Below are 24,008 nucleotides of genomic sequence, written 5' to 3'. Positions count from 1 at the left end.
GATGGCAAGAAGCGCTGCAGCGCCCCTTGCCGGTTACTGGTTACATGAATCTTGCGGGATGCTACCTTCTGCGTCGTGCACGCTCCTCGCGCAGCTGCTCGGGAGCTGCTGCGGGCTCCTCATCCTCGGCGGGTAGTTTCTGCAGTTCCGCCTCGATCATATCGAGCACCTCGCGGTTGGAGGTCGTGCGGGTGATGCGCACGCTGAGGCCCTCGCGTTCGATGTATTCGCGGATGGCGGCCCGGAGCTCCTGCCCCTGCTCGGTCTTATCCCCGAGGCCCTGGGCATCGAGACTCTCGAGCCGCTCGAACAGATCGTCCAGGGAGATGTTGCCCCCGGCAGCTCCTGCCGAGGCGTTGTCGCGGGCATCCTTTGTACGTTTGTCGAAGCTGAAGGAGCTGGTGTCCTCACGCGGCAGGGCCCGGCGCAGCGTCTCGACGGCCTCGCGCATCTCTTCGAGGGCCATGATCCGTAGGTCGTATTTGACGTCGCACTGCGCGAGAAACTCTGCCGTCGCCTCGAATTGGTAGCGGGAGTAGCGGTAGATCACCTCCGGGATGCGGGGTGCTGCCATGAGTGCTGTCAGCTCCTCTTTCGAGAGGATGTCGTTGTCGGCTTCGTTGTCGATGGAGATCAGGTATTCGGTTTTCTGGCCGTTCTTGCGCTTCTCGATCTCCACAGGATAGGCATTGTAAACCGACGAGATAGGACAGGGATGATGCGGGTTTTTCTGGAGTTTCTTCTGCCACAAGCGGAACTTGCGCTCGTCGAGGTCCTTGAACTGGGAGTGCGAGAGGGTCAGAAGTTGCGGTCCCTTGGTGCGCTCCGCGAGGTCCAGCACATACAGGGCATGGCCGTAGCCGTACTTGAGGCCCCCGCCGAAGGAGCCGCCGCCGATCTTGTCGGCGAGTTTCTCGTCGCCCTGCTCCTTAGCCTCGGTGACGGCCAGACGGCGGTACACGTCGATGATGTCCAGGTCGTAGCCGGCATCCGTGGCACGGGGAACGGTGACATAGAGGTAGGAGGTTTTGCCGCCGGGAGCCGCAGGACGTTCGATTTCCAGCAGAAGCTGGTGCACGGGGAACTCGTAGCTGCGGCGCTCGGCCGTGCCGTCCATATTGGGCACGGCAGGCAGCACACGAAGGCGGTATGTGCCCATCTTGTCCATGCGCAGGAACTCCGTGCGGCGGAATGCTTTGTTCTCTTCGAGGGCGCGGGCCTGCGCCTCTTCATAGGATTCCTGAACGCCTAAGAAGAGTTCTTCGACGTTCATCGAGGGCTGCATCTCTGCGGCCTGTGTTTCGTTTTGCATAGCGATGCGTTTATAAGGTTATCATGCCGAAGTTTCGAATCTGAAGGGTACCCGCGGAGTTCGGTTGTTCCGCAGGTTTCAGCTGATAATATCGGCGCCGGACGGCGCACCACGCATCGCGGGGATGCTCAGGAAAAGCGTACGAATGTAGCCTTTTATACCCAAATAGCATGAGACGCAGAAAATAGTTTTTCCGCCTGACGATTATTTTGCTTGTAGGGTGCGATTTAATCTCTCTTTTTCAAAATCTCTTGTATGAAGTCCGTCATCGGACGCGGCTTCTCGCCCTGCGCGCGGGCCTCGCGGCTCAGGGCCGCAAGCTCTTCCCGATGGCGGGCGACGAACTCGGCGATCTTGCGCCGACGCAACGCTTCGTAGTAGGCCCGGCGAGAGGGGGTCAGGCGCTTGGCGCGGTGACAGCAAACCCCATGCTGACGGTACTCCTCGAGATAGCGCCGGAACTTGGGCTTGCGAAGCGACGGATCACCCGAGGCGTCACAGACGGTCTTCACCACCTCCCACTCGGGTTCGAAATACGCATGCCGGGGTGCTACCAGCTGCAGCAGGTGGTACACCAGCGGCGCCTCGTAACGGAGCATGAAGCCCAGGCGCGTTTCATGGAAGGCGAAACGCTTAAAGGTTCCTTTTGGCCTTCCGTCTTCCGGGTACCGCGGACTCCGCGTGAGCGTCGAGCGGGTTATCCTGCGGTTGCAGCGTCGCTTGGCTCGGGGCATGGGCTTGCGAGTTTGATGGTTGAACACCTTTTGCGGGGCTGCGCTCCGCAATGCGGCGACGGCTTTCGACATCGCGCTGGATGTTGAGTTTTTTGATCATACGAAATAGGTGAAGTTGAGTTCCACGTCCACGTTGTACATGCCGCTCTCGAAGAGCTGCACCTTGCGCGAACCGCCGTACACGACGAACGAGCAACCCCGGTTGTAGGTGTGGTCGTCGTTCCAGTTGGCCGCCGTGCAGCGCACGCTGTACTTCGGAGGCTGAAGAGCGTTGGGAATCAGCGCCAGCGTGCCGCCCTGATTGCCGCCGTCCCGCTTGGCCGTGTTGACAGATCCCTGGATGGATACGATGTTGCCGATCTGGCGGATAAATAAATTCCGGGCGTCAGTCCCCGAACCGCTGTCGGACATCCGGAGCCAGCCCGTGTCGGCCAGCCGGGGCTGGTACTCCTCGGCGTAGGCGGCTCCGAGCGTGCGGCATGCCTGACGCCTGGACTCGTCGCTCGCAAGTACGAGGTCCGAGAGCTTAGCGTCGCGCCGCAGATAGCCCTGCACGATCTCATCCTTAGAGAGCACGTCGAACTTCTCGCGCAGCGTCTGCTGGGCCTCGGCCGTGGTCTTGCCCTGCCCCACCAGGTAGGTGATGTAATCCTGCAAGAGACGCTCCACACAGGCGAAACGTCCGTCGGCCGCCGTGCGGGTGTAGATTCCGAGGTTCGAGGCAATCGTCTCCTTCTCCGAGGTGTTGTAACCATCCATCAGCCGTGCAGCCTTTTTGTCGAGCTGCTGCACAACCTCCGAAGTGGTGGCGTAGCCTTCGACAAGAGCATGTGAGGTTCCCTCGTCGTCCGTGTAGGCGAAGACCCCGCGCTGTATCGATTCCAACTTTCCCCGCAGCTCCTCGGTGAAGAGCACTCCCGCATAGGCATTCGCACTGTCGAGTTTGCGGGCCAGCAGGCCGTCGATGCGATCGATGGAGTAAACATCCAGGTTGCGACGTGCCGCGTCCTTATCCGCTACGTCCGCGAGGTTGGAGGCTTTCGAGAGCTTCAGGGCCCCCGTGCCGGCCTTCTCGGCGTCGAGGACCGTCCGCACGGCCTGCTGCCGCTGGGCTTTGAGGGCCCCGGCCTGCTCGGGCGAGAGTCCGTTGATCTCCTCGGCCGTCAGGGCCACCAGCTCCCCCAAGCCACCGGACACGGTGAGGAACCTTGCAGTGGCTTCTGCTTTGGAGTAAACATCCATGTTCAGCCGTGCCGCACCCTTGTCGGGAATGTCCGCGAGGTTCTGCGCCGCTTCCAGGCGCAGGTCGAGCGCCGCCGACACGGAGGCTGCGGTCACGTAGCCCGTGCCTTCCGACTGTATGCCGCTGGTGGTGATGGCTTCGAGCTTGCGACGGTGTTCGGAGGTGAAGTCCTCGGTCGAGAGCTGCTTGCCGGCAAGTACATCCACCTTGCCGGCCATTGCGGCCGCGAAATCCTCTTTCGAGAGATAGGTCGCGGCGATGTCGATGCCTCGAATACGCAGGTCACCCTCGATGTCCACCCATCCTCGGGGTCGCAGGACGATGCCGCCCAGCGTGTTGCGCAGCGAGAACTCGAAGTCCTCGGGCGAGAGGTATCCCGCCTCAGCGAGGATCTCGTCGTCGCTGTCGCGCCACGTCACGGCGCCTGTGAGCTTCGGATCATCTTTCAGGTAGGAAGTGTTGACGATCGATAGTCCGCGGCCGGCGCTCAGAACCGTCAGAAGACCCCCGACGCGGGTCTCGGCACTTCGACCCACGACAGCCAGAAGAGGCCGCGCAGAGCCTTTGCCGTCATAGACCTCGAAGTTGCGGAAGCATGTGGCGCCGCACTCGAAACCGGTGTAATTGACACATACAGCGCCACCGTCCGTATTATCCTCTATATTAGCGATATGATTGCCTTCAAGCAGAACGGAGCCCACACGCATATTCTGCGCCGCGGCCGAGGGAAGACGCAGACCCTCCGTCGTCAGGGACGCCAGCTCCCGCTCCTGCTTCATAAAGCGGACCTGCCCGTCGGTAGTGAGGAGGAGTTCGAGAACGGGAAGGCCGTGCAGGTAACATCCCAGCGATACGTCACCCGAGGGTCTGAGCCGCAGCTGCGCCGCACGGCCGCCGGCGTCATCCACGACCGTCAGAGCCGTGCGGGAGGCGACCTCCTTCCCGACGGTGAGGGCTCCCGACATCGTGAGGTCCCGATGCAAGGTCTGTCGCGCAAAGGGTGTGTCGGTCAAAAGGGCATAGCGCCCGAAGAAGCCGTCCGCAAGACGCGGAGCGTAGTCGGCCCGCACCTCGATATAGCGGGGTGCCGCACCCGTCACGAGGTCTGACACCGTGGGGATGCTGCCGCTGCCGGCACAGAGGTGGCACAGGCGCCCCAGCTTGTTTTCCTCGTTGGCATAGACCACCGACTCCGTGCGGTTGGTTTCGTAGAGGTAGTACGGGAACACAGCATCCGTGCAGCCCTCGAAGCGCCGGATCTTGCCCCCGAGCCAGAGGTAGCCGGGGGAGATTTTCATCCCTTCGACCTCGCAGCCCGCAATGATGAAGGGGTCGCAGCCCTCGAACAGGGATGTCATGCTCAGAGCCAGAGTCTGCAGGTTCTCGATATCGTCGGCATAGGTATAGCGGCCGCCGGCTTGTGCTATGTATTCCTTCATAGTGTATTTGTAATGTGGGGTTCAAACTCCTCGGCGTCGATGCGTATGAGATATGTGCGGCCTGCAAGGCGGTAACTATTGACCACGCACGAGAGCATGTGCACGAATTCTTCGTGCGGGATGGTGATGCGGGGCACGCAGACCATGAAGCTGACCTTGTTGATCGTCCTCTCCTCGGTGATGCGGTGCAGAGCCCGGGGCTGCTCGTCGGGGCGCACCGTGGTGACGGCCTCACCCTGGAACCAGACGGTATAGGGCCGGGCGGACTCCGCAGCCTCGTGGTAGATATCCACACCTACGGGCGTGCTGTCGCGCAGGAAGATACGGTCCGAAGGATTTGTGAGGTATCTGCCGAACCGATCGTTCAGGAACCACTCGAAGTAGAGGACCTGCGAGGTCATGCGGGCTTCGATATGCTTGCGGCGTGCGAACTCCCGAAAGCGCTCGTTGAGCGAGACGAGCGGATAAAGGCAGCTCTGCACCAGTAAGATGAAGCGCCGCCCCGCGAGGAAGTGCGGCACGAGCTGGTTCACAAGGCGATCTACGGGGAGCTTATACCTCATGGCTTTCGACCTTGAGGGTGAGAGCCTCGCGGAAGGTCGGCAGCTCGCATTGCTCCTGCGTGCCCGCCGACTGCGTCAGGTATCCCGAGGCGGTGTGCAGCACGCGCTCCACGCGGCGTGTGCCCGTCAGACACCCGTCCACGTCATAGGATGCCACGAAGATGCCCTGCGCCGGCACGGCCGCCGTGTCGATATACACGTCGGTCACATGCTCGGCAGCACGCATCGCCGCCACGACCTTCGAGACGTAGATGGCGGCATCGAAATCCACCGAGGACATGTACTCGTTGAGCTTCGCCTCGATGCCGTCCAAAGCCGCGGACTCACGCACGGCACCATCATAGTAAACCGTGACACGGGGTATGAGCACGTCGCCCTTGCGGGAGGTGACCTCTACGCGGGTGCCGGCGAACTTCAGGCGTGCGATGTAGGCGTTGAGCAGTACCAGGTCCTCGGCTCCGACGGGTTGGAGGCGCCCCTTCTCGCCCGTTGCGACCTTGAGGATCAACTTCGCATCCAGGTTGTCGTCCTCCACGCTCTCGGTGTAGGTGGCCTGCGTCACCAGACGCTTGGATTCGTCCACGGAGGCGTAACCGAAGGCCAGGCCGTCCTCGCGCACCGCCAGCTCGTCGCCTTTCTGGTATTGCAGCAGAGCCCGGACATAGTAAGCCGGGGTGCCGTTTATGCGGCTGTTGATGACCTCGGAGATATCCATGGCGAAGGTGTCCAGCAGCACCTCGAAGGTGTAGATCACGGCGGCCGTGACCCAGAGTATGCCGTTCAGGATCGAGAGCTTGGAGTCGCTGTTAAATTCCCGCAGCTCCAGGCGCCGGTCGCGCTCCGCGACAGCCTGGTCATATATTTCTTTGATCGTCCGGCTCATAGGTGTATGTCTTCTCGTCGATGATGAATTTCCAACTTGCAGCCTCGTTCCAGGACTCCTCGTGCGTGATGACCCAGAGGGCTTCCATGCCGCTTGCGGGGGCATAAGAGCCTGCGGCATCCCGGGCGGGCTCCCGGTAGTGACCAGTGGGAGCGCAGGGAAGATAGACGCTGCCGCTGCGCCGTGCGCCATAGCGACGTACCAGCTGGAGCAGGTAGCCGTCGAGCACCGAGGGTTTCAGTGGGCTGTCCCGCAGGTCGAGGGTCATCAGCTCACTACAGGCCACCAGGGACCGCAGGTCCGGGCATTGCAGTCCCTGCAGATTCAGGCAGTAGGTGCCGCGCAGCAGCGCCAGGGCCCCGATGCCGAGCGTCGCATCCCGCAGGGTGAAATGCTCGAGGGGCAGCGGCATGAGCAGGTACAACTCCGAGGGTGCCGCGGCCGAGAGGTCGAGTGTCCGGAGCTCCGCATCGCCGTAGAGCCGGATGCGGCGGCTCCCGGCCACGGCACTGTCGAAGGTATGGGTGTAGCGCCGGGGTGTGTCTTGTAAAGCGAGCATGTACGGCGGGGCGTTGTCGCCCCAGTCGACTTCGAGGATTCCCCGTCCCGAGGCGGTGAAGGACGCCGACGTTTTCCCTTTGTCCGTGAGCAGCTCCGCCAGCAACGGACGGGTGAAATCCTTGGGATAGACCTGCCGCTCCCCGCCTGCGGGTATGAGGCCGCTCGTGCGGAAGTAGGCCGCCACGTCCTCGTCCAGCAGAAAGTCGTCCGAGAACTCGAGTGTCTGCCCCGCCTGCAACCGCTGGGCGAGCGAGAGCGTCGGGTTGCACATCATAAGATCGACGATACCCTCGATAGAGCCGTAGAGGTGAAGGGCCACGTCGTATATATTCTGCCCCGCTGTGATCGTGTACCTACCCATCTTTCTCCGTTACTTCCAGCACCAGCTCCCCGGTCAGGGAGTTCATCGAGGCGTTGTGTATGATCATCCCGTCGTCGGTGAACTCCTTCAGAAGCCGTTCCGCGAGGCCCGTATTCTCGAAGTTGCCGTGCAGGAAGTCGATCAGAGCGACACCCGTGGTAGGATGCTGGTAGAGATTCCCCGCGGAGGCTTTCAGCAGCAGTCGCTCGTTCTGTGCCAGAGACGGTCGGATGCGGGCGTCGGTCTCGGCACCGCTGTACAGCGCCAGGTAGCCCTCGCACGGCAGCAGGTGATAGCGGCTCGCGGCGTTGACCTTGCGGTAGGCGCTCAGCAGCACCGCCAGGGGCCCCTCATAGGACTCGAGAGCCACCAGATGCCAGATGCTCCCGTCAAGCGGGTTGCGAATGAACGCCTCATCCCGACCGCCCTCACAACGCAGGCGCACACGCAGCTCCTTATAAACAGGCGTGTACGGGATCAGGGTGTGAAATCCCGCATGTGCGGCATAGCGGCGCTCGAAACCCTCGGGTACGAGGATCTCCCCATAGGCGTAATGCTCGTCATCGAGCCCCGCGGGGCTCTCCAGCAACGTGAAGGGATAGAGGGCTTTGCCCGCGATGTTGTCGGTGGTTTCCAGCTCGCCGTAGTTTACGTCGATAGCGATATCCTGTCTTGCCATAGCTCGAAGAGAACACCCCGGCCGCGAAGTGGCCGGAGTGCACTCCGTAAAAGAGTAGCCGGTGGCGAGAGGTTTTGTTTAGGATCCCGATGCCGCGTCGTACAGGGCCTCGATCGTGGACCACATGTCGTCCGGGAGCTGCTCGTTGGTGAGCTTCTCGCAGACGCTCTTCAGGTAGGTGATCTCCTCCTGCGTGAAGTCCACATGCAACGGTGTCTCCTTGTCCACGTTCCACTCGATGCGCTTGCTCTCGGGGTTCTCCCGCAGCCCCAGCGCCTCACGCTCCCCCTCGGAGATGGCCGTCTTGCGGCGGATCTCTTTTTTCAAATTGAATTCCTTGAAGGTGCCCTCCTTGGGCAGCAGAGCCGGTATGTATAGCCGGTCCTTGATCATCAGTTCCATCTTGTTCTCTTATGTGTTTGTTAGGAATAGTCCTCTTTAGCAGTGGGGGTTTAGAGCGGACCCGAAGTAATCCAGTCCGCCATGCTGATAACCTGAAAGGTGAAAGCCCCAGCTTGCGAAGAGTCCGTTTTCACGGTGAAGCCGGCCGTAGATTTCTGTGCCAGGAAGACATACCCTGCGGTGGCGGCGGCGCTCGACCAGGTGGCCATGACCGTGTAGTCGCCCACGGGCACGGAAGTTCCCGACGGGAAGGATACCTCATACGTCCCGGCGGCGCTCTGGCGGCAGGTCAGCATGCCGCCCTCGAAGGACTTGTACTTCACCAGCCGTCCTCCTTCCACCCAGCCCTCGTAGAGCACCTTAGCCCCGAAGCCGTACTTTTGTGTGGTTCCGAGGTCCCCGCGATGTATGACGATCCAGCCATAGAACGCGGAGCCCTCGCCGTAGCCTTTGAGGATGATGTATTCGCGGCTCAGGATGATCTGCTTCTTGAGCAGCCCGTCTTCAAAGAAGTACTTGCCCGCAGGAGCCTCGATGCTCATCTTGCCCCACGTGACATCTCCCTTGTATTTGTAGTTGACGATGGTCACCGTGCGTCCGTTCTGCGTCGCATCCCACGGGAAGTTGGTGCTCAGAATCGCACCGTCGCCGCCCGGCATGGTCAGGTTGTCGTGAGACTCGGCCTCCGTGGGCATGTCTTGGTCGCTCCACCACCAGGAGCCGTCGTAAGCGACGAAGGGCGAGCGCGAGGTGCCGGTCATGAAGATGTTCTCCAGCGTGGCGTCCCTGCACTTCAGGTTGCCGTCGCGGTCCCACGAAAAATTGCCGCCGGCCAGGTACCCCGCTCCATCCTGATCGAAGAAGGTCGTGCCGCAGCCGAAGGTCGCAGAGCCGTCGGCATGCAGCGCCCAGTAGTCTTCCCCCGTCTCGGGGTTGTCGTTATGTATAACTCCCGAAGCGGAAAGATAGACCCTGTGGCCGGAGGCCGGAGCGGCGGCATGGAGAGCCCCGCGCTCGAGGTTCCAGCCCCCGATGCTGCCACCCACAGCCGTGATGCCGGCACGGTCGAGGGTGACCATGACCCCGTCACCGGCGTCCCTTACCGATATGCTGTCCTCGTAGCTATGACCTCCGACCACAAGGGCCGAATCGATGCGCACCTGCGCGGCATGCACCTCTCCCGTATAGATTCCATTCGCATCGATGTAGGTTCGCTGGCAGGAGTTGGTGTTCACACCCTGCGGAATGCCGCCGATGACCGAGGTGCTGAGCTGAGCAGGGGTGTAGTAGTCGTCGAAGTAGGCCATCAGTCCGTTGTTGCGCCCCAGGCCAGGCATGCCGATCAGGGCGAAGGAACAGGGGTCGTCGTAGCGCAGCGCCGCAGCCCCGAGGCGCTGGAGGGCCCGGTCGAGAACCTCCGTAATGAGCACGTAGCCATAGGAGGCTACAACGACGATACAGCCCGAAGTCAGGGCATCGAGACTCCGGGCCAGGGCCTCGGCTTCCGAAGGGTCCTGGTAGGTTGCGTGGAGCGTGTCGGTGGCAACGGACAGGTCTTCGGCCCGGAGCACCACGACCCGCAGCCCCGGCTGCCGATCCTGCACGAGGGTACGGCCATTGACCACCAGAAGCCGCTCGTAGGTGGGGAGTCCTATACCCCGAACGTAGAGGGTACCGCGCACCAGGGCATCACGCATGTCTTCCTGCCATTGCAGGGACACCGACTCCCCGAAGATCACATGCCCGGCGGCATCCCAGGAGATGTTGCCTGCGGCCAGGTGCCCCGAGCCGTCATTGCCCAGGCGCCATAGTGCACCATTGGTGATCGAGCCGTCGCCCGAGAGGCAGACGTTGCCCTTGCGTATGGATGTTTTGTCCAGCAGCCACCCCGCAAGGGCGTTTGTGGAGCCCAGGCGGGCGACACACTCCCCGTCATTGTCACGGGCCTCGAGGCCGAAATCCTCCTCGCTCGCGTAGTGGAGCTGCACGCACGGGCCCCCGCGATCCGAGGCTTCAGGGCCATAGACGGCGATACGCTTATGTGCGCTGTCCAGGAGGATGTGATCCCCCGCAAGAGAACTCGAGGTGACCTCCCAGCCCCCGATAGTCCCTCGGGAGAAGGTGCAGCACAGCCCCTCGATGTACTCCGTGTCGATGATCCGGGCGCGGATGCTCGCGGCATCCAACTTCGAGGCGTCCAGGCTCCCGGCGGCGATACGCTCGGCACTCAGGGTGCCGGTGCGGATGCTTGCGGCGTCCAGCTCCAGGACGTTGACCTGCGCAGCTGTCAGGCTCCCGGTATAGATGCCCGTTGCGGCGATGTGCGTGAGCTTGGGGTACCCCTCACCGCCCAGCGCTGCGGCGATGCCCTCCAGAGGCTCCCGCCAGCTCAGGGACGCGGCGGCGGAGAAGGAGACCTTGCCGGCCGCATCCCAAGCGATGTTGCCCCCGGCGATATATCCCGAGCCGTCATTCCCCAGCTTCCACTTCGCAGCGTGGGCAAGCGAGCCGTCGGCGGCCAACGAGACGTTGTTTTTCCAGATCCGCTCGTGGTCGAAGCTCCAGCCGGCGATACGGTTGTAGATATCCTTCGCACCGGTGAGTCGAGCGTTGGCCGCGAGGCAGAAGTACTCCTGGCCATCCCAGCTCATCATCTGCAGACCGATGAAGTCCGTCTTGACGCTTCTGCCGCTCGCCGCCACCTGCCCGAATACCAGGTGTCCCGCATTGGCGCTCTTGCACCAGGTCATCGTAAGGCCATAGGGCCGGTATGAGCCGTCGTACCAGAAACCTGAGCCTTCGGCCGCAGCCCGGAGCTGCAGCGGCGTGGCGCCCGCAACCCCCGGAGTGCCGACCATAAGGCTCTGCTCGCCGATCTTCCAGCCTCCGATACGGCCCTGCACGAAGGAGCAGTCCAGACCGCTCACATAGGCGGCATTGATGATCTCGGCACGCAGACTCGCAGCGTCGAGTTTCTCGGCCGTAATGCTCCCGGCAGCGATGCGGTCGGCCGCGAGCGTGCCGGCGGTGATCTGAGCAGCCGACAGGCTTCCCGTGTAGATGCCCTCGGAGGTTATCTCGGTAAGACGCGGATAGCCCGCGCCACCCAGGGCTGCGCAGAGAGCCTCCAGGGGTTCCGACCACTGGAGACTGACACTCGGGTCGAAGAGGACGTTTCCCGCAGCATCCCAGCATATGTTGCCGCCGGCCAGAGCTCCGGCACCCGAGGACTCCAGACGCCATCCGTAGCCCCGCAAGCCGTGCGTGCCGAGGGTCATAGCCCCGGCTGCTGCGGTGAAAGTCCCTGACGTATCGGCCTTGGATTCCCGGAATATCGACTCCCCGTCCAGGGACCAACCCCCGACGGTGCCGCGTGTGACGTGCAGGGTCAGGGCCTCGATATTCCCGGCTGTGAGCAGAGCGGCCTCGAGCGCCGAAACGTCGATATGGTCGGCCGTGATCTTCCCGGAGGTGATCTGCGAGGCATCCAGTTGCAGGGCACGGATCGTCGCGGCCGAGAGTGCCCCCGTGAAAATGCCGTCACCATCGATATAGGACGCTCCGGCCCACCGCAGGCTCACACCCTCGCCGAACTCGATCTGTCCGGTGAGGGCGTTATAGCCGATACGCTGATCCCCGCATCCGAGCTGTACGTTGCCCCCGTTGTCCAGGCAGAAGGTCCTGACCCCCTCCTTGAAACCGCTGATGCCCTCGACCCTCTCCGTCGACGGCATCCCGGAAGCATTCCTGACCCTTACCGTATAGCTCCCCATGGCCGTACCCGTGATGGTGCCGTCAGGATTCCGGACCCCGGCAAAAAGCTTGGGCGTGATCACCGTGCTCTGGTCGATCTGCGTGCGTCCCGAGTTCCACTCCTTCACCCAGTCCAGCATGTCGGCATCGGCACCGGCAGGCCCCGCCTTGACTTTCGACCACACGAACTCCGGGCGGTAAGTCACGCCCGCAAGATTGACGGGTATAGCTACCGCACCATGGTCGGCAAGAGTGTGCGTGCCGGCGGCAACCTCGAAGGTGACGGTCTTCAGGTCATTGTCGATAACGATGGACGCGAAGCCCGCAGGGACGCAGACGGGGCCTATCACGAATGCGGTTACGGGCTCCTCGCCCTGCGTAACCGCTACATGGGTTACCACGGAGACGGAGACGGGGAGCACCCCCTCGTACGTGGCCGGGAAAAGGTATTCACCCAGGGACAGCGTAACGGTATAGGCATCCGTGATCGTGGCGATGGTCGCCTGGGCGCGGGCAACAAGCACTTGCGGCATATTCTTTTTGGAAAGAATAGGCTTCTGTCCGTCGCTCTGTTGAAGAGGATGGGCAATAAACAGTTTATTGACACGTAATTAGTTCCCGGCGGAACTAAAAAGTGTTCTGTCCGAAGATGATGAAGTCGAAAGCCGAGCAGTCCGGCTTACCCTCGCTGCCGACATTCTGGATGATGAAATAGCTGGCCGTACGTTCTACCAGTCTGTAATAACCGTGGTATTTGGTGTAGGACCATTGCTGTGCGAAAACCGTGTAGTTCAGGTGCCGCAGGTTATGCACCACTTTGTACTGCCCGTCGCCCAGGTGCGTAAAGGATGAGACGACGACCCCGTCGCCCCAGATTTTGCGGTAGCTGCTGTTGAATCCTTCCGTGTATTTGCACCCGATATAAAGCACGCCCGGGACGTTCCACTTCTCCGAGGCCCGCTGCCCCAGAATCACGGGACCGTAGGATTCGATGGCATAGTCGGAGCCGCAGTTGGCGACGATCTGCAAGCCTTTGGCTCCCGGGGCGTAGGTCTGGATGAAGATGGCCGTGCGGTCGCTGTCGGCACGCATGCTCAGCAACGCTCCTGTGCCGGTGCCGTTGATGATGAGCGACGCCTTGCCCATCAGGGACGTGAACTCGATCGACGAGTCGGCTGCCGTGTTCAGAAGCCTGTTGCCGTTGATGGTGAAGCCGGCAATGCGGCCTCCCGTGGCTGTGATGGTGCCCCGAAGCTCGACATTGCCCGCCGTGTCCCAGCGGATATTCTCGCTGGCCAGGTATCCCGAGCCGTCACGTCCAAAGCAGATGGTGCCATAGCCGAACGTTGCCGAGCCGTCCGGCTTCAGACCCCAGTAATCCCTCCCCGTGTTGGGATTGTCATTGTACAGGTAGCCCGAGGCCGTGAGGTACACCCGGTGTCCGGATGCCGGGGCTGCCGCGCAGATCGTCTCTTCGTTGATGATCCATCCGCCGATGCGACCCCCGACGGCCGTGATGCCCGTGCGGTCGAGGGTCGCCTTCACGGCGTTCGCCCCGTCCCGTACCGAGATGCTGCCGTTGTGATTGCCGCCCCCGACAACGAGCGTCGTGTCGATGTCGATCTGCCCGGCGCTGATCGATCCCGTGTAGATGCCTGCGGATGTGATATTCGTAAGCTTGGAGTACGACTCTCCACCCAGAGCTGCGGTGATCTGCCCGATTCCGGCGCTCCAGGCAACGGACACCGATTCCCCGAAGGTGACCTCCCCCGAGGCGTCCCAGCATATGTTGCCCGCAGCTATGCGGCCCGAGCCGTCGCTGCACAGCTGCCATTGCGTGCCGTTGGCTATGGTCCCGTCCTCGCCCAGCATCACGTCATTCTTCCAGATTCGCGCATGGTCGAAGCACCAGCCCGCAATACGGTTATAAACCTCCGTGCGGCCCTCCTGCGCATAGTTGGCTGCGAGGCAAAAATACTCCCTCCGCGCCGACCAGTCCATCATCTGAAAGCCCAGGAAACCCTCGCGTGTGCGCAGGTCGGAGCCCGCGACTTGCCCCAGAACCAGATGCCCCGCATTCGCGGGCCGCTGCCAGCAGAGCATGGTGCCCATCGGTCGGCATCCGCCATCCCAGGGTGCGGCACCTGCCGCGGCAGCGTTGTGGCATATGCTCACGCCCCGGCCCCCGGCATCCGGCATCTCGACGCTCAGGGATGCCGCCGCGATGCTCCAGCCTCCGATAAGCCCCCGCGTGAAGGAGCAGCTCAGACCGCTGATGTAGTCCGTGTCGATGATCCGCGAGCGGATGCCGGCGGCATCGAGCCGCTCGACGTCGAGCGTCCCGGTACGGATGCTCGCGGCGTCGAGACGCAGGGCGTTGACCTGCGCCGCGCTCAGCGTTCCGGTATAGATACCTTCGAACGAGATATGTGTGAGCCGGGGGTAATGCGTGCCACCCAAGGCCGTGGTGATGCCATCGATCGGACCGGTCCAGCTCAGGGAAACCGAAGGAGCGAAAGTGAGGACCCCAGCGGCGTTCCACGAGATACCGCCCCCGGCAAGCTGACCCGAGCCGTCGCTGCACAGCCGCCACTTCGTGCCGTGGGCAATGGAGCCGTCCGTGCCGAGGGAGACGTTGTTTTTCCATATCCGTTCATGGTCGAAACACCAGCCCGCAATGCGGTTATAGACCTCCTGCGAGCCGCTGAGCTGCGTATTGGCCGATAGGCAGAAATACTCCCGGCCGTCCCACGACATCATCTGCAGACCCGCGAAATCCTGCTTGACGCCATTACCACTCGCGGCGACCTGGCCGAAAACAAGATGCCCGGCATTGGCGTTCCGGCACCACAGCAACGACAGGCCATAGGGGCGATATGCGCCGTTATACCAGGAGCCCTCGCCACTGGCGGTCGTGCGCAGCTGCAGGGGCGTGGCTCCCGCGACCCCGATCCCTGCGCTTGCCAGGGCGTCGCTGCCGATCTCCCAGCCTCCGACTGTGCCACGGGAGAAGGTGCAGCGCAGGCCGTTGATGTATTCGGTGTTGATGATCGAAGCCCGGATGCTCGAGGCATCCAGCTTCTCGGCCGTAAGGCTCCCGGCAGCTACACGCTCCGCCGAGAGCGTGCCGGTGGTGATCTGCGCCGCCGAGAGACTCCCCGTATAGATACCCTGTGCCGTGATCTGCGTAAGACGCGGGTAATCCGCGCCGCCCAGCGCCGCCGTGAGCGACGAGATAGGACCCGACCATTGGAGGCTGACAGAGGCCCCGAAGAGAACCTCACCCGCGGCATCCCAGGAGATGTTGCCACCGGCAAGGGCCCCGGCACCGGAGGCTTCCAGGCGCCAGCCGCGGCCCCGCAGCCCCTGCGAACCGAGCGTTACGGCACCCGCAGAGGCCGTGTATGCTCCCGGGGTATTGTTCTTGGCACCCCGGAATATCGCCTCTCCATCCAGCGACCAGCCGCCGACCGTGCCCCGTGTTACGTTCAGGGTCAGGGCCTCGATGTTCCCGGCCGTGAGAAGCGAGGTCCTGAGCTCCGCAACGTCGATATACCGGGCGGCGATCTTTCCCGAGGTTATTTGTCCCGCATCCAGGCGCAAGGCCCGGATCGTCGTAGCCGACAGTGTGCCGGTGAACAAGCCCTCCTTGTCGATATAGGTGGCACCCGCCCACTGCAGACGCACGCACGCGCCGAACTCGACCTTGCCGCTCGACGCATCGTACCGAACAAACTGATCCCCACGCCCGAGCTGCGCGCTGCCGCCACTATCCAGAAAGAAAGTTCTGTATCCGTCCCGAAAGCCGCTGATGCCATCTACCGTTGCAGCACTCACCCCTCCCGCAGCGTCCCGGCCCCTCACCGCATACCGGCCTATGGCCGTGCCCGTGAGGGTGCCGTCGTCGTTCCTTACCCCTGCGAAGAGCTTCGGCGTGATCACCGTATTCCCGTCGATCTGCGTACGTTGCGTGTCCCACTCCTGCACCCAGTCGAGCAGGTTGGCATCCGCACCCGCAGCACCCGCCCGGGCCTTCGACCAGACGAATGCAAGGCGGTAAGTCAGGCCCTCGATGAAGATCGGGATATCCGCAGCTCCGTGGTCGGCCAGAGAGCTTGTGCCCGCCGTCACGGTGAAGGCGACGCTCTTGGCCTGGTTATCGACCTCCACCCGTGCGAAGCCCGAAGGTCGGGTGACGGCACCGATGGTGAAGTCCCTGTACGGCCGGTCGCCCTGCGTAACTTCGATATGGGTTACAACGGTCGCGGCAGCGACGATGCGCCCATCGTGCGTTGCGGGGAAGATATACTCGCCGGCCGACTGCGTGAGGGTGTAGGCGTCCGTGAGGGAGGCGATGGTAGCCTGCGCACGGGCCAGAAGCTCTGAGGCCATATTCTTTTTGGGAAGAATAGGCCGAAACGTAAGAACCTGTTGTTTCTATCTATTAAGATAAATCTAATGATAGAATGCGCTTCGGCAGAATCAAACCAAATTCATCAAAATACGATGTTATTTTAATTTTGTTGATTAGTAAATATTTTATATCTTTGATAAGAACAATTAATTAAGGGCCGCATTATGTCCAAGATTAGCAATGTAGATAAAATTTTATCTATCTTTAATTCTGCTTTAGGTATTGGAAGCACTACCTTCGTATATATTTGGAAACCGGAGTATTTTAATTTTGTGCTTATTGCTGCAATCTCATTAATAGTATTGACAATTCTTAGAATTACGTATGTTAATTACAAACAGAAGCGAATTAATAACGAATTAACAGTGCGTATAAATTATCAAGATGAAAAAATAAAAAAGCAGAACGAGCACATTGCTTTGTTAGAAAAATTAATCAATGTGCCATTTTTCAAAAAATGGAATCTTATATATACTTTTTTATGGCGTTCATCTAAAGACTCATTGAAAAATAATGTATCTATATTAGAGACGCACATTTCGAGGACCTTAAGTGGTAAGGGCAAGATAAAAGATAATAATCTGGTTTATAGGTTTACTGGTGAATTCCTTGATAAGTCAAAGGTTTTTAAGATATGTATAGCGGGTATTGATCATGATTTAACACTTGAAGATATTGAATTTACGGCTTTAGATATTCGGACAAATGAAGTTCTATTTGCTCAAATTGAACAAAATAGGCGTGATAATATTGTCAAGGATATTGTAATATTTTTTAAAGAGGAGAAGAAACAGGGGAGTTTATTCGAAATTGAATTAAAATGGAAGTGGCCAAAAACGGCTTTCTCGAAATCGGATTATTTTTCATTTCCTAATATCTATGCAATCAACAATAAGAAAATCCTAATGGATTTCAAGCCTGCTGATGATATGAAGTTGAAAAAAGTAGAAATCTGGAAATATGGAATAGATGACGGTGAACCAGAATTTGTTTCTCATGTTTATCCACAAGATGGGATTTATAATTATGAAATTGTAAACCCAGAAATGAATGCTGATTATATTTTATATTATGAATAATGATGTCATTTTGTTATTAAACGAATTTATTGATTTATCAGAATTATTAAAGAATGACAATATATTCAAATCAAATAAAATAGTTGTCGATTTGTTTTTTAGTAATAAATGTAATTTGAATTGTAAACATTGTTACTTTGGAAACACAATAAATATAAATTCTCCACTCAATTTTGATGAATGGACTAAAACAGTTGATTCTCTTTATGAAGGTGGAATTCGGCACTTCCATATTTCAGGAAAAGAGAGTGCTCTGGAACCCCACAGTAGAGATTTAGTCTATTATATTAAAAACAAAGCAGATACCTATTGTGGCGTAGTAACAAATGGCACGGGACCTAATACATATTATGAAAATTTAGTAATATCTAATATCGATTATATCGAGTTTAGCATTGATGGGTTAGAGCATCAACACAATTATATAAGGGGAAAAGATATATTTTCAGCTACTGTTAAAACGATAAGCGACATTGTGAGAATATCTTCTACCAATACAATAAATATTACATCCACTTTAAACAATAAAAATTGGACCGAATATATCAGCATAATTTCATTTTTCACTGAGATAGGGATAAAACGTTTTTTTGCGGCTCCCTTCCTTGAAAAAGGGAATGGCAGTTTGATTCATGACTTATTATTATCAAGTCAGCAATTTTCACAACTTATTGAAGACACATTCTCCTTTTTGAAATCGACCAAAGAAACAGGAGTGGTTATAAAGTATTGCATACCTCATCATTTAATTGTTCCTATGTCGAATGAAAATCCAGTTATAAAAGAAATCATAAGAAAATATTTATTGGGAGAAAATGATTTAATTTTTAGAATAAATGGTAATATTATCCAGCTATCTTTCTCATTTATTGAATTAGATTATTTAAATATGCTTATTATTACAAATGATGGGTATGTACTTCCATGTGCTGACGATATAAGTTGTCCTAATTACTCTAACTTTGCTTTGGGGAATATTCGTCGCGACTCGATCAAGGAAATTTTTGAGAAAAGGCAGAATCTAATAAAACAAGAAATAGCTAAACACTCATTTAATTTATAAAGTATGAAAGTAGAAACTATTAAAAGATCAATTCAGGAGATTATTGATTCTACACTTCAACCAAGTGCTGGATCAAAGGGTATTTTCCCAAGCTCTAATGAGGTCGAAGACCAAAAGTAAACAAGTCGTTGTTAAGCTAAGATGGGGCTGTCTAACAAGTCCCCAAAATTGGAAATCACCCCTGCCAGAGCTTGATCTGACGGGGGTGAAATTCTAAAAATCGGACTTGTTAGACAGCCCCATCTTTTTTTATATAAAATATCTGAAACACGTCATATTTTGAGAAAAGACCTCACTGAGCTATTTTGCTACTTCGCACATGAGCACCCCTTTACCCGTTACGTCGGCCTTCGAGACGGTGATCGACTTGCCGGTGTAGGTCTTGGCAACGGAAGTGCCGGCAGCATTCCACAGCTTCCAGGTGTACGTGTAGGCCGTACCTGCGGCGTCGAGCTCCTCGCCGTTGCGGAACAGCACGGCCTTGACATCCACGTCGTTCGCATTGTTTTTGATGGTGAAACCCTTCTGGCTGACCAGATCGACTGTGATGGGGTCCGACATATCCGAGAAGGAGATGATGTCGCAGACCACCTTATTGGCCGAAGCGTTACCCGAGGAGGTGTCCGTGTCTTTGATGGCACATTTGAAGGTCTCGAAATTCAACACCGCATCGGACGTGATGGTGATCTCGTTGGTCGTCCAGCCCGCCGTCACACCCCGCGGGTTCGAGGAGGTGAGGTATGCCCAGCCGATTCCCAGCATTGCGTTATAGTATGGGCAGGATACCGCCACTCCGGAAGCAGCCGCGGCGCTGAGCCCCGAGGTGAGGGTTACGACCTTTGTGGAGGTGTTCACCGAAGAGATCGTGTACTGCGCCGAGGCGATCGAGAGCTTGCCGCCGGCCTCCATGTTCGTGACCGAGGCTACGGTGATGGTCGTGGCATTGGCCGCGGCAGCGGCCGTGAGTGTCGTGGGTGCGAAGATCGTGGAGTCCTTGATTCCCCAAGCATAAGTCACGTCCGTGGTGTCGATAGTGGCTCCGCGCCACAGGTCGCAGTGGGCCCGAAGCGAGGAGACCTCGTCGTTCTTGAATACCACGCCGTCCGGTGCGTATGCCACGGCCGTGATGGTCGCACCGGCCGAGAGGTGCTGCGTAAACTGAATCTCTGCCCGGAACTGAACTTCCAGCCCATTGCCATCGATGTAGATGGCTTCGAAGGCGTAACGCACCTGCGGGGCCGCAACGGTCATGTGGTTGGCCTTGACCGTCAGGGCATATTTGTCCGAGGCTGCGCCGACGGTGCAACTGTCCTGCCCCGTAGTGATCGCCGAGCCATTCTTATACCATTTCGCCGAGCCGCTTTTGATGCCCGGCGTCAGGGTTGCGGCATTCCCTACGGAGGTGATCTGATCCGTGGCTCCCTTGCCGCTGACAAAGAGCGAGGGCGTGAGTACCAGGTAGGGAGACCCTACCCACGAAGGAACGTAGATGCCGGTATCCTTGTTGAAGACCTGCGTGAGCGGCTGCGAGGAGCCGACGAAAGCCTGCAGGGAAACAGCATCCGTCTGGTCGATGATCGTTACTTGCCCGCGGGCGACTTTGATAGCCATAGTATGTTCTTAATTTAGTGACACTTCACAATCGAATACCGCACGGCGGGCTACATCATCTCCATCGATGGTAAGGGTGCGGCCACGATGTTCTGCGGCGTTCCAGTCGGCATCGCCGTTGGGATCGTCGCTCTGCCGCGTCCACAAAAACTGCTCTTCGGCAATGCGCTCCGTTACTTCCTCGGCCCCGCGCATCACTTGGGCCCAGAGGGTCGTCTCACCCGCTCCGTTCTGCAGCACCGTACCACGGTCGGCACGGATATATACAGAATAGGCACTTTCCCCGTCGTATTGTTTACTCACAGTGCAGGTTGCCGAATGGTCCGTGTCGGGGCCGGTGGCGCTGTAACGCAGCGTCAGCACCTCGCGGCCTTCCCAGGCGTGGAAGTCCGGGGTGAGCAGGAACGAGGTAGTACGACCCCCGGCATCCTTCCAGGCGCCCTCTGCCGAGAGGTAGTCCCAGCGGCGGGCTTCGGCCGTGAAGTTCTGCTCCGTGGCCACGAGCGTGATGGATGCCGGCTGCGCCTGGGGATCGAGGGCATCGGCATAGTGGAACGTGTCGGGCCCCGAGATCGCCACCGACTTGGGCAGCAGAGCCTCCTGCGCCTTCTCGTCGAAGTCCTCCCAGCGGATCGTGATGCCCCGCAAATCGATGGTATCCCCCGTCCAGCGGAAGCGCCCGCCGGCGAAGTGCCCCGTACCATCGGCGTTGATGACGAACGAGCCATTTGCCGAGCAGATCGTACCGTCCTCTTCCAACTTCAACAGGGGATTTTGGATCGTGCCCCCGATGCCGCCGCGGGAGAACCAGGCTCCGTACTCGTCCGTTTCGCGCAGCACCTCGTCCGTAGGCTGGTAGAGCGTCGGACGATCTCCCGCCTCCAACTGAGGCGAGGCGACGTCCACCATCCCGGCAGCCGACAGGAGGATTTCCAGCCCCTGCCCGGCCATGTGCTCCACGGTGAAGGACACATGCCGCCGCTGCCAGGAGGTGGTGGCCCGAACGACCCCGAGGGATACGCTGCCCAGCGTGAGCGTGAGAGCCGTGGGCGCCGCGCTGCGGCACCAGAAGGAGAAGCAAAACCTTGCGCCCGCATGTGCCGCGGTCCACGTGTCCCCTTGGCAGACGAGCCGGTGTTCTCCCCGCGACAGCCGGCGTATGTTCCCCACACCGGTCGGAGGACGTTCGTTCAGCACCTCCGCGTGTGCCGAGAAGTCGCAGCCGAGGCTGTTGCGCAGCACGTTCCTATGGATGCGTCCTACATAGAAGGTGCTGGCGAAGCCCTCACAATCGCCGGCCGTGAGGGTGCCGGCAACATTGACGTTGCGCGTGGCGTAGAGGTTCTGGAAGTAAGCGCCATATCCGTCCAGCTTCCCGAACAGCGGGTCGGCGATGCCCGTGATCCGGCCGACACGGACTTTCGAGGCTGCGGAGAAATTGCTCAGGTCGCTTTGCAGCACGACCTTCAGCTCCCCGATACGCAGCACATCATCTTCCCGCGTGAGCTGCTCCGTAAGGTCGAGCGTCAGCATCCGCGCCCGCATGGGCGGCAGGTCGATGGTGATGGCAAAGAGGTGGTAGCTCCATGACGTACCGGCATCGAACGTTGTGCTGCCGTCCGCCTCCGAGCCGTCGGCATAGCCCACAAAGAGCGGAATACCCGAAAGGGGCCTGCCGGCACGAACGCGGAACGAGATCACGATTCGTTGGGGATGCGCGAGGTCCGGGAGCTCCTGCCGCAGCCCGAACGGGCCGGAGTATGCGGCGGCCGTGCGGCGAAGGGTGCAGATGCGCGTGACTCCCTCCTGCTCCGGAGTGTAGGTCGCAGCCAACGCCTCCGCACCCATGCAGGCATATCCCCCAGGTCCCAGGTACTCCGGATGGCACAGCGCGCGATCCGCAGCCATCCCGTCGATGACATCCAGATAGGGAGCCTCCGCATCGCCGGCCGTCAGGTACAGAGCACCGCTGCGATCCGGGGTCGTGAGGCTCGTAAGACGCACGAAGTCCAGCAGCTCCCCATCCCGCGGCGGGTCGCCCTCCAGCAACGCACCCACGAAATACGCAGATGCGCGTTCCACGCCCTCCCTTCCCGCTACGGCGTCCGTGCCGGTCGCCGTCACAACCATCAGGGAATAGCGCGTATTCTCACCGTCCGTATATTGGCGGCGCACCACATCGCCGGTCTGCAACCCCTGGCGTTTCCTGGAGTCGGGGGCCAGGCGGATCTTGAATTTCGGGTAGTCGTATATCGCCATGGCTATACTCTTTCCACGCTGTCCCCCGAGCAGCTGTCGCTGATCCACAGTGTTCCGTCCGTAGCGCGCGTTCGCTGCACCTCCATCTCATATACCCGCAACCGGCGGCGGACTACCACCTCATCGAAGGTCGCCGTGACGTTCCCGGTCGTGCCGCTGCGCCGCACGGCCCAGCCCGTGCCGGCGAAACCCGAGGTGAACGTCTCGGAGCTGATACCCGCGCAGAAGTAGGCCACGCCGAAATGCCGGATGCCATCGGCCACGTCCAGCAGATAGTGTCCTTCGGCAAGGTCGAGACGCCCATCCGCAAGGCGTGTAGGAGAGCCGTCGATACCCACATGCCCGCGGGCCTCGAGGGGTGCATCGACCGTCATAAAGTCGGCGTCGGTCGAAATCACGAAGCTGTCGGATGCTCCATTCAGGGCGGCATAGCTGCTCGTGGAAGGTCGGTGAAAAAGATGTGTTGTATGCGCTGCAGAGCGAATGCCACCGTCGGTAATATGCTCCACCTGGGTGACGAATTCCAGCCCAGTGGATGCACCTCTCAGGAAACAGCCCACGGACGTGCCGAACCGCAGGTGCTTGTGGATGACCATGCCTTCGTCCGCATCGTCCACACGATAGGATGAGAGCAGCTCGTCTCCGTAATTATGGCGCACGACAAGCGATGCCGGGAAACAGGCGGCACCATAGGGCGAGAGCAGCAGGTGCTCGCCGTCCAGATCCCCGATGCCGCTCAGAAGCCGCACCATGCCCGTTCCGGCGCCACCCAGCAGCAGGTCGCCGCCGATGCCGCCGAGCATAATGTCTTTTTCTCCGCTGCCAATGAGCACATCCTGTCCCTTCATGCGGATGCCGCAGCCCACGCCGAAAGAGAGGTTCCCGGCCAAGGCCAAAACCCCGGGATACAGCATGGCGACGGTAGCACCCGCAGCTCCCAGCTCCACACCCTGCAGAGCCCGGAAGAACCCCGTATGCTCGGTGGCTCCGAGCACCGAGAGGTTGCCCGCGACCGCCGCATCGCGCATCGTCCAGTCAACGGACGGGAGGTTGGCGTTGCCCGCATGGTACACGTTGTGGCCATGTAGCCGGATTGCTGCCGGGGAAAGGTAAAGCCCTCGCTCTTTGTCCTCCCCAATGATGATTTCACCCACTGTGGTCGTCGTGGCCGCTCCCATATCGATCTGAGCAGCATCCAGCCGCAGCTGTGCGTCCATCTTATCATAGCTTACGGCCCGGTGACCGTCGAAGAGCAGACTGCGACCTCCCAGCAGCACGTCCCCCGCGATCCGCACGCCGCAGTCGGTGCGCAGCAGGCTGCCGTCGTCATCCCTCACAGGCTCCGCAATGAGCTCCAGAATCCCCGTATTGCCGACCCCGGCCTCAAAGCCGTAACGGGCCCGCAGTGGCCCGGTCATCGCGCCCCCGGACTTGCGAAGGTACTCAAGCAGCACGCCGCCTGTGCCCGTCTCCCCGTCCCCCGCGACGGCCCCGGCGATCGCAGCGGCGAAATCGTAGGCCGTGTTATGCAGGCGCACGGAGGTCGCGTCCCCCTCGCTGAGGGTGCCCGCATCCTGCGCGTTGAAGAAGTTTTGGTAGAGCTGCGAATAGATCGTGTGGCACAGGCTCTGAGGGTCGAGTTCCGCGATGGC

General features: G+C 59.4%; 15 protein-coding genes. 2 read left to right on the top strand and 13 right to left on the bottom strand.

Going from position 1 to position 24,008, the window contains the following annotated elements:
- Nucleotides 1–61: 61 nt before the first annotated feature.
- From I2E69_RS13930 to I2E69_RS13885, 10 genes are all read right to left on the bottom strand, one after another.
- Complete coding sequence (locus tag I2E69_RS13930; protein ID WP_229095542.1) at nt 62–1,312, bottom strand: hypothetical protein; 1,251 nt, start codon at nt 1,310–1,312, stop codon at nt 62–64.
- A 227-nt stretch (nt 1,313–1,539) separates the two neighbouring features.
- The gene (locus tag I2E69_RS13925) at nt 1,540–2,118 is read right to left on the bottom strand and encodes a hypothetical protein (RefSeq protein ID WP_195461833.1); all 579 of its coding nucleotides are present in this window, start codon (nt 2,116–2,118) and stop codon (nt 1,540–1,542) included.
- 24 nt (nt 2,119–2,142) lie between these two features.
- Nucleotides 2,143–4,728, bottom strand: coding sequence for a hypothetical protein (locus I2E69_RS13920; RefSeq protein WP_195461832.1), 2,586 nt, complete (start codon nt 4,726–4,728; stop codon nt 2,143–2,145).
- Nucleotides 4,725–5,291: a hypothetical protein gene (locus I2E69_RS13915; RefSeq protein WP_195461831.1), complete on the bottom strand. Its 567-nt coding sequence runs from the start codon at nt 5,289–5,291 to the stop codon at nt 4,725–4,727. The genes I2E69_RS13920 and I2E69_RS13915 overlap by 4 nt, the downstream gene beginning before the upstream one ends.
- The gene (locus I2E69_RS13910) at nt 5,281–6,174 is read right to left on the bottom strand and encodes a hypothetical protein (RefSeq protein ID WP_195461830.1); all 894 of its coding nucleotides are present in this window, start codon (nt 6,172–6,174) and stop codon (nt 5,281–5,283) included. Before I2E69_RS13910 ends, I2E69_RS13915 begins: the two co-directional genes overlap by 11 nt.
- Nucleotides 6,146–7,096 carry a hypothetical protein gene (locus I2E69_RS13905; RefSeq protein ID WP_195461829.1) on the bottom strand — a complete coding sequence of 317 codons (951 nt, stop codon included), beginning with the start codon at nt 7,094–7,096 and terminating at the stop codon, nt 6,146–6,148. The genes I2E69_RS13910 and I2E69_RS13905 overlap by 29 nt, the downstream gene beginning before the upstream one ends.
- Nucleotides 7,089–7,775, bottom strand: coding sequence for a hypothetical protein (locus I2E69_RS13900; RefSeq protein ID WP_229095541.1), 687 nt, complete (start codon nt 7,773–7,775; stop codon nt 7,089–7,091). The genes I2E69_RS13905 and I2E69_RS13900 overlap by 8 nt, the downstream gene beginning before the upstream one ends.
- Nucleotides 7,776–7,853: 78 nt before the next feature.
- Nucleotides 7,854–8,177, bottom strand: a complete 324-nt coding sequence (locus I2E69_RS13895) for an RNA-binding protein (RefSeq protein WP_195461828.1) — start codon at nt 8,175–8,177, stop codon at nt 7,854–7,856.
- A gap of 50 nt (nt 8,178–8,227) precedes the next feature.
- Nucleotides 8,228–12,463: a hypothetical protein gene (locus I2E69_RS13890; RefSeq protein WP_195461827.1), complete on the bottom strand. Its 4,236-nt coding sequence runs from the start codon at nt 12,461–12,463 to the stop codon at nt 8,228–8,230.
- Between the two features lie 94 nt (nt 12,464–12,557).
- Nucleotides 12,558–16,322 carry a hypothetical protein gene (locus I2E69_RS13885; RefSeq protein WP_195461826.1) on the bottom strand — a complete coding sequence of 1,255 codons (3,765 nt, stop codon included), beginning with the start codon at nt 16,320–16,322 and terminating at the stop codon, nt 12,558–12,560.
- A 186-nt stretch (nt 16,323–16,508) separates the two neighbouring features.
- On the opposite strand from I2E69_RS13885, the gene I2E69_RS13880 reads away from it, so the two are divergent.
- Nucleotides 16,509–17,423 (top strand): hypothetical protein, encoded by a 915-nt coding sequence (locus I2E69_RS13880; RefSeq protein ID WP_195461825.1) that lies wholly within the window; start codon nt 16,509–16,511, stop codon nt 17,421–17,423.
- Nucleotides 17,395–18,486: a radical SAM protein gene (locus I2E69_RS13875; protein ID WP_195461824.1), complete on the top strand. Its 1,092-nt coding sequence runs from the start codon at nt 17,395–17,397 to the stop codon at nt 18,484–18,486. The genes I2E69_RS13880 and I2E69_RS13875 overlap by 29 nt, the downstream gene beginning before the upstream one ends.
- A gap of 300 nt (nt 18,487–18,786) precedes the next feature.
- Here I2E69_RS13875 and I2E69_RS13870 read toward each other — a convergent pair whose 3' ends face one another.
- The 3 genes from I2E69_RS13870 to I2E69_RS15310 are packed head-to-tail and all read right to left on the bottom strand — an operon-like array spanning nt 18,787 to nt 23,429.
- Nucleotides 18,787–20,097, bottom strand: coding sequence for a hypothetical protein (locus I2E69_RS13870; protein ID WP_195461823.1), 1,311 nt, complete (start codon nt 20,095–20,097; stop codon nt 18,787–18,789).
- 9 nt (nt 20,098–20,106) lie between these two features.
- Complete coding sequence (locus I2E69_RS13865) at nt 20,107–22,404, bottom strand: hypothetical protein (RefSeq protein ID WP_317191100.1); 2,298 nt, start codon at nt 22,402–22,404, stop codon at nt 20,107–20,109.
- Nucleotides 22,359–23,429, bottom strand: coding sequence for a hypothetical protein (locus tag I2E69_RS15310; RefSeq protein WP_229095540.1), 1,071 nt, complete (start codon nt 23,427–23,429; stop codon nt 22,359–22,361). Before I2E69_RS15310 ends, I2E69_RS13865 begins: the two co-directional genes overlap by 46 nt.
- Nucleotides 23,430–24,008: the final 579 nt, after the last annotated feature.

The organism is Alistipes sp. D31t1_170403_E11 (assembly GCF_015553985.1).
In the GTDB taxonomy this organism is placed as follows: Bacteria; Bacteroidota; Bacteroidia; order Bacteroidales; family Rikenellaceae; genus Alistipes; species Alistipes montrealensis.
Note: the sequence above shows the minus strand (reverse complement) of the source record. Positions and strands in the feature narration are given on the sequence as shown.

What these genes read in the sequence shown, in the direction of transcription:
- I2E69_RS13915 (WP_195461831.1), bottom strand. Translation starts at nt 5,291, where the DNA reads ATGAGGTATAAGCTCCCCGTAGATCGCCTTGTGAACCAGCTCGTGCCG.
- I2E69_RS13890 (WP_195461827.1), bottom strand. Translation starts at nt 12,463, where the DNA reads ATGCCGCAAGTGCTTGTTGCCCGCGCCCAGGCGACCATCGCCACGATC.
- I2E69_RS13905 (WP_195461829.1), bottom strand. Translation starts at nt 7,096, where the DNA reads ATGGGTAGGTACACGATCACAGCGGGGCAGAATATATACGACGTGGCC.
- I2E69_RS13910 (WP_195461830.1), bottom strand. Translation starts at nt 6,174, where the DNA reads ATGAGCCGGACGATCAAAGAAATATATGACCAGGCTGTCGCGGAGCGC.
- I2E69_RS13920 (WP_195461832.1), bottom strand. Translation starts at nt 4,728, where the DNA reads ATGAAGGAATACATAGCACAAGCCGGCGGCCGCTATACCTATGCCGAC.
- I2E69_RS13885 (WP_195461826.1), bottom strand. Translation starts at nt 16,322, where the DNA reads ATGGCCTCAGAGCTTCTGGCCCGTGCGCAGGCTACCATCGCCTCCCTC.
- I2E69_RS13895 (WP_195461828.1), bottom strand. Translation starts at nt 8,177, where the DNA reads ATGGAACTGATGATCAAGGACCGGCTATACATACCGGCTCTGCTGCCC.
- I2E69_RS13870 (WP_195461823.1), bottom strand. Translation starts at nt 20,097, where the DNA reads ATGGCTATCAAAGTCGCCCGCGGGCAAGTAACGATCATCGACCAGACG.
- I2E69_RS13880 (WP_195461825.1), top strand. Translation starts at nt 16,509, where the DNA reads ATGTCCAAGATTAGCAATGTAGATAAAATTTTATCTATCTTTAATTCT.
- I2E69_RS13900 (WP_229095541.1), bottom strand. Translation starts at nt 7,775, where the DNA reads ATGGCAAGACAGGATATCGCTATCGACGTAAACTACGGCGAGCTGGAA.
- I2E69_RS13925 (WP_195461833.1), bottom strand. Translation starts at nt 2,118, where the DNA reads ATGTCGAAAGCCGTCGCCGCATTGCGGAGCGCAGCCCCGCAAAAGGTG.
- I2E69_RS13930 (WP_229095542.1), bottom strand. Translation starts at nt 1,312, where the DNA reads ATGCAAAACGAAACACAGGCCGCAGAGATGCAGCCCTCGATGAACGTC.
- I2E69_RS13875 (WP_195461824.1), top strand. Translation starts at nt 17,395, where the DNA reads ATGCTGATTATATTTTATATTATGAATAATGATGTCATTTTGTTATTA.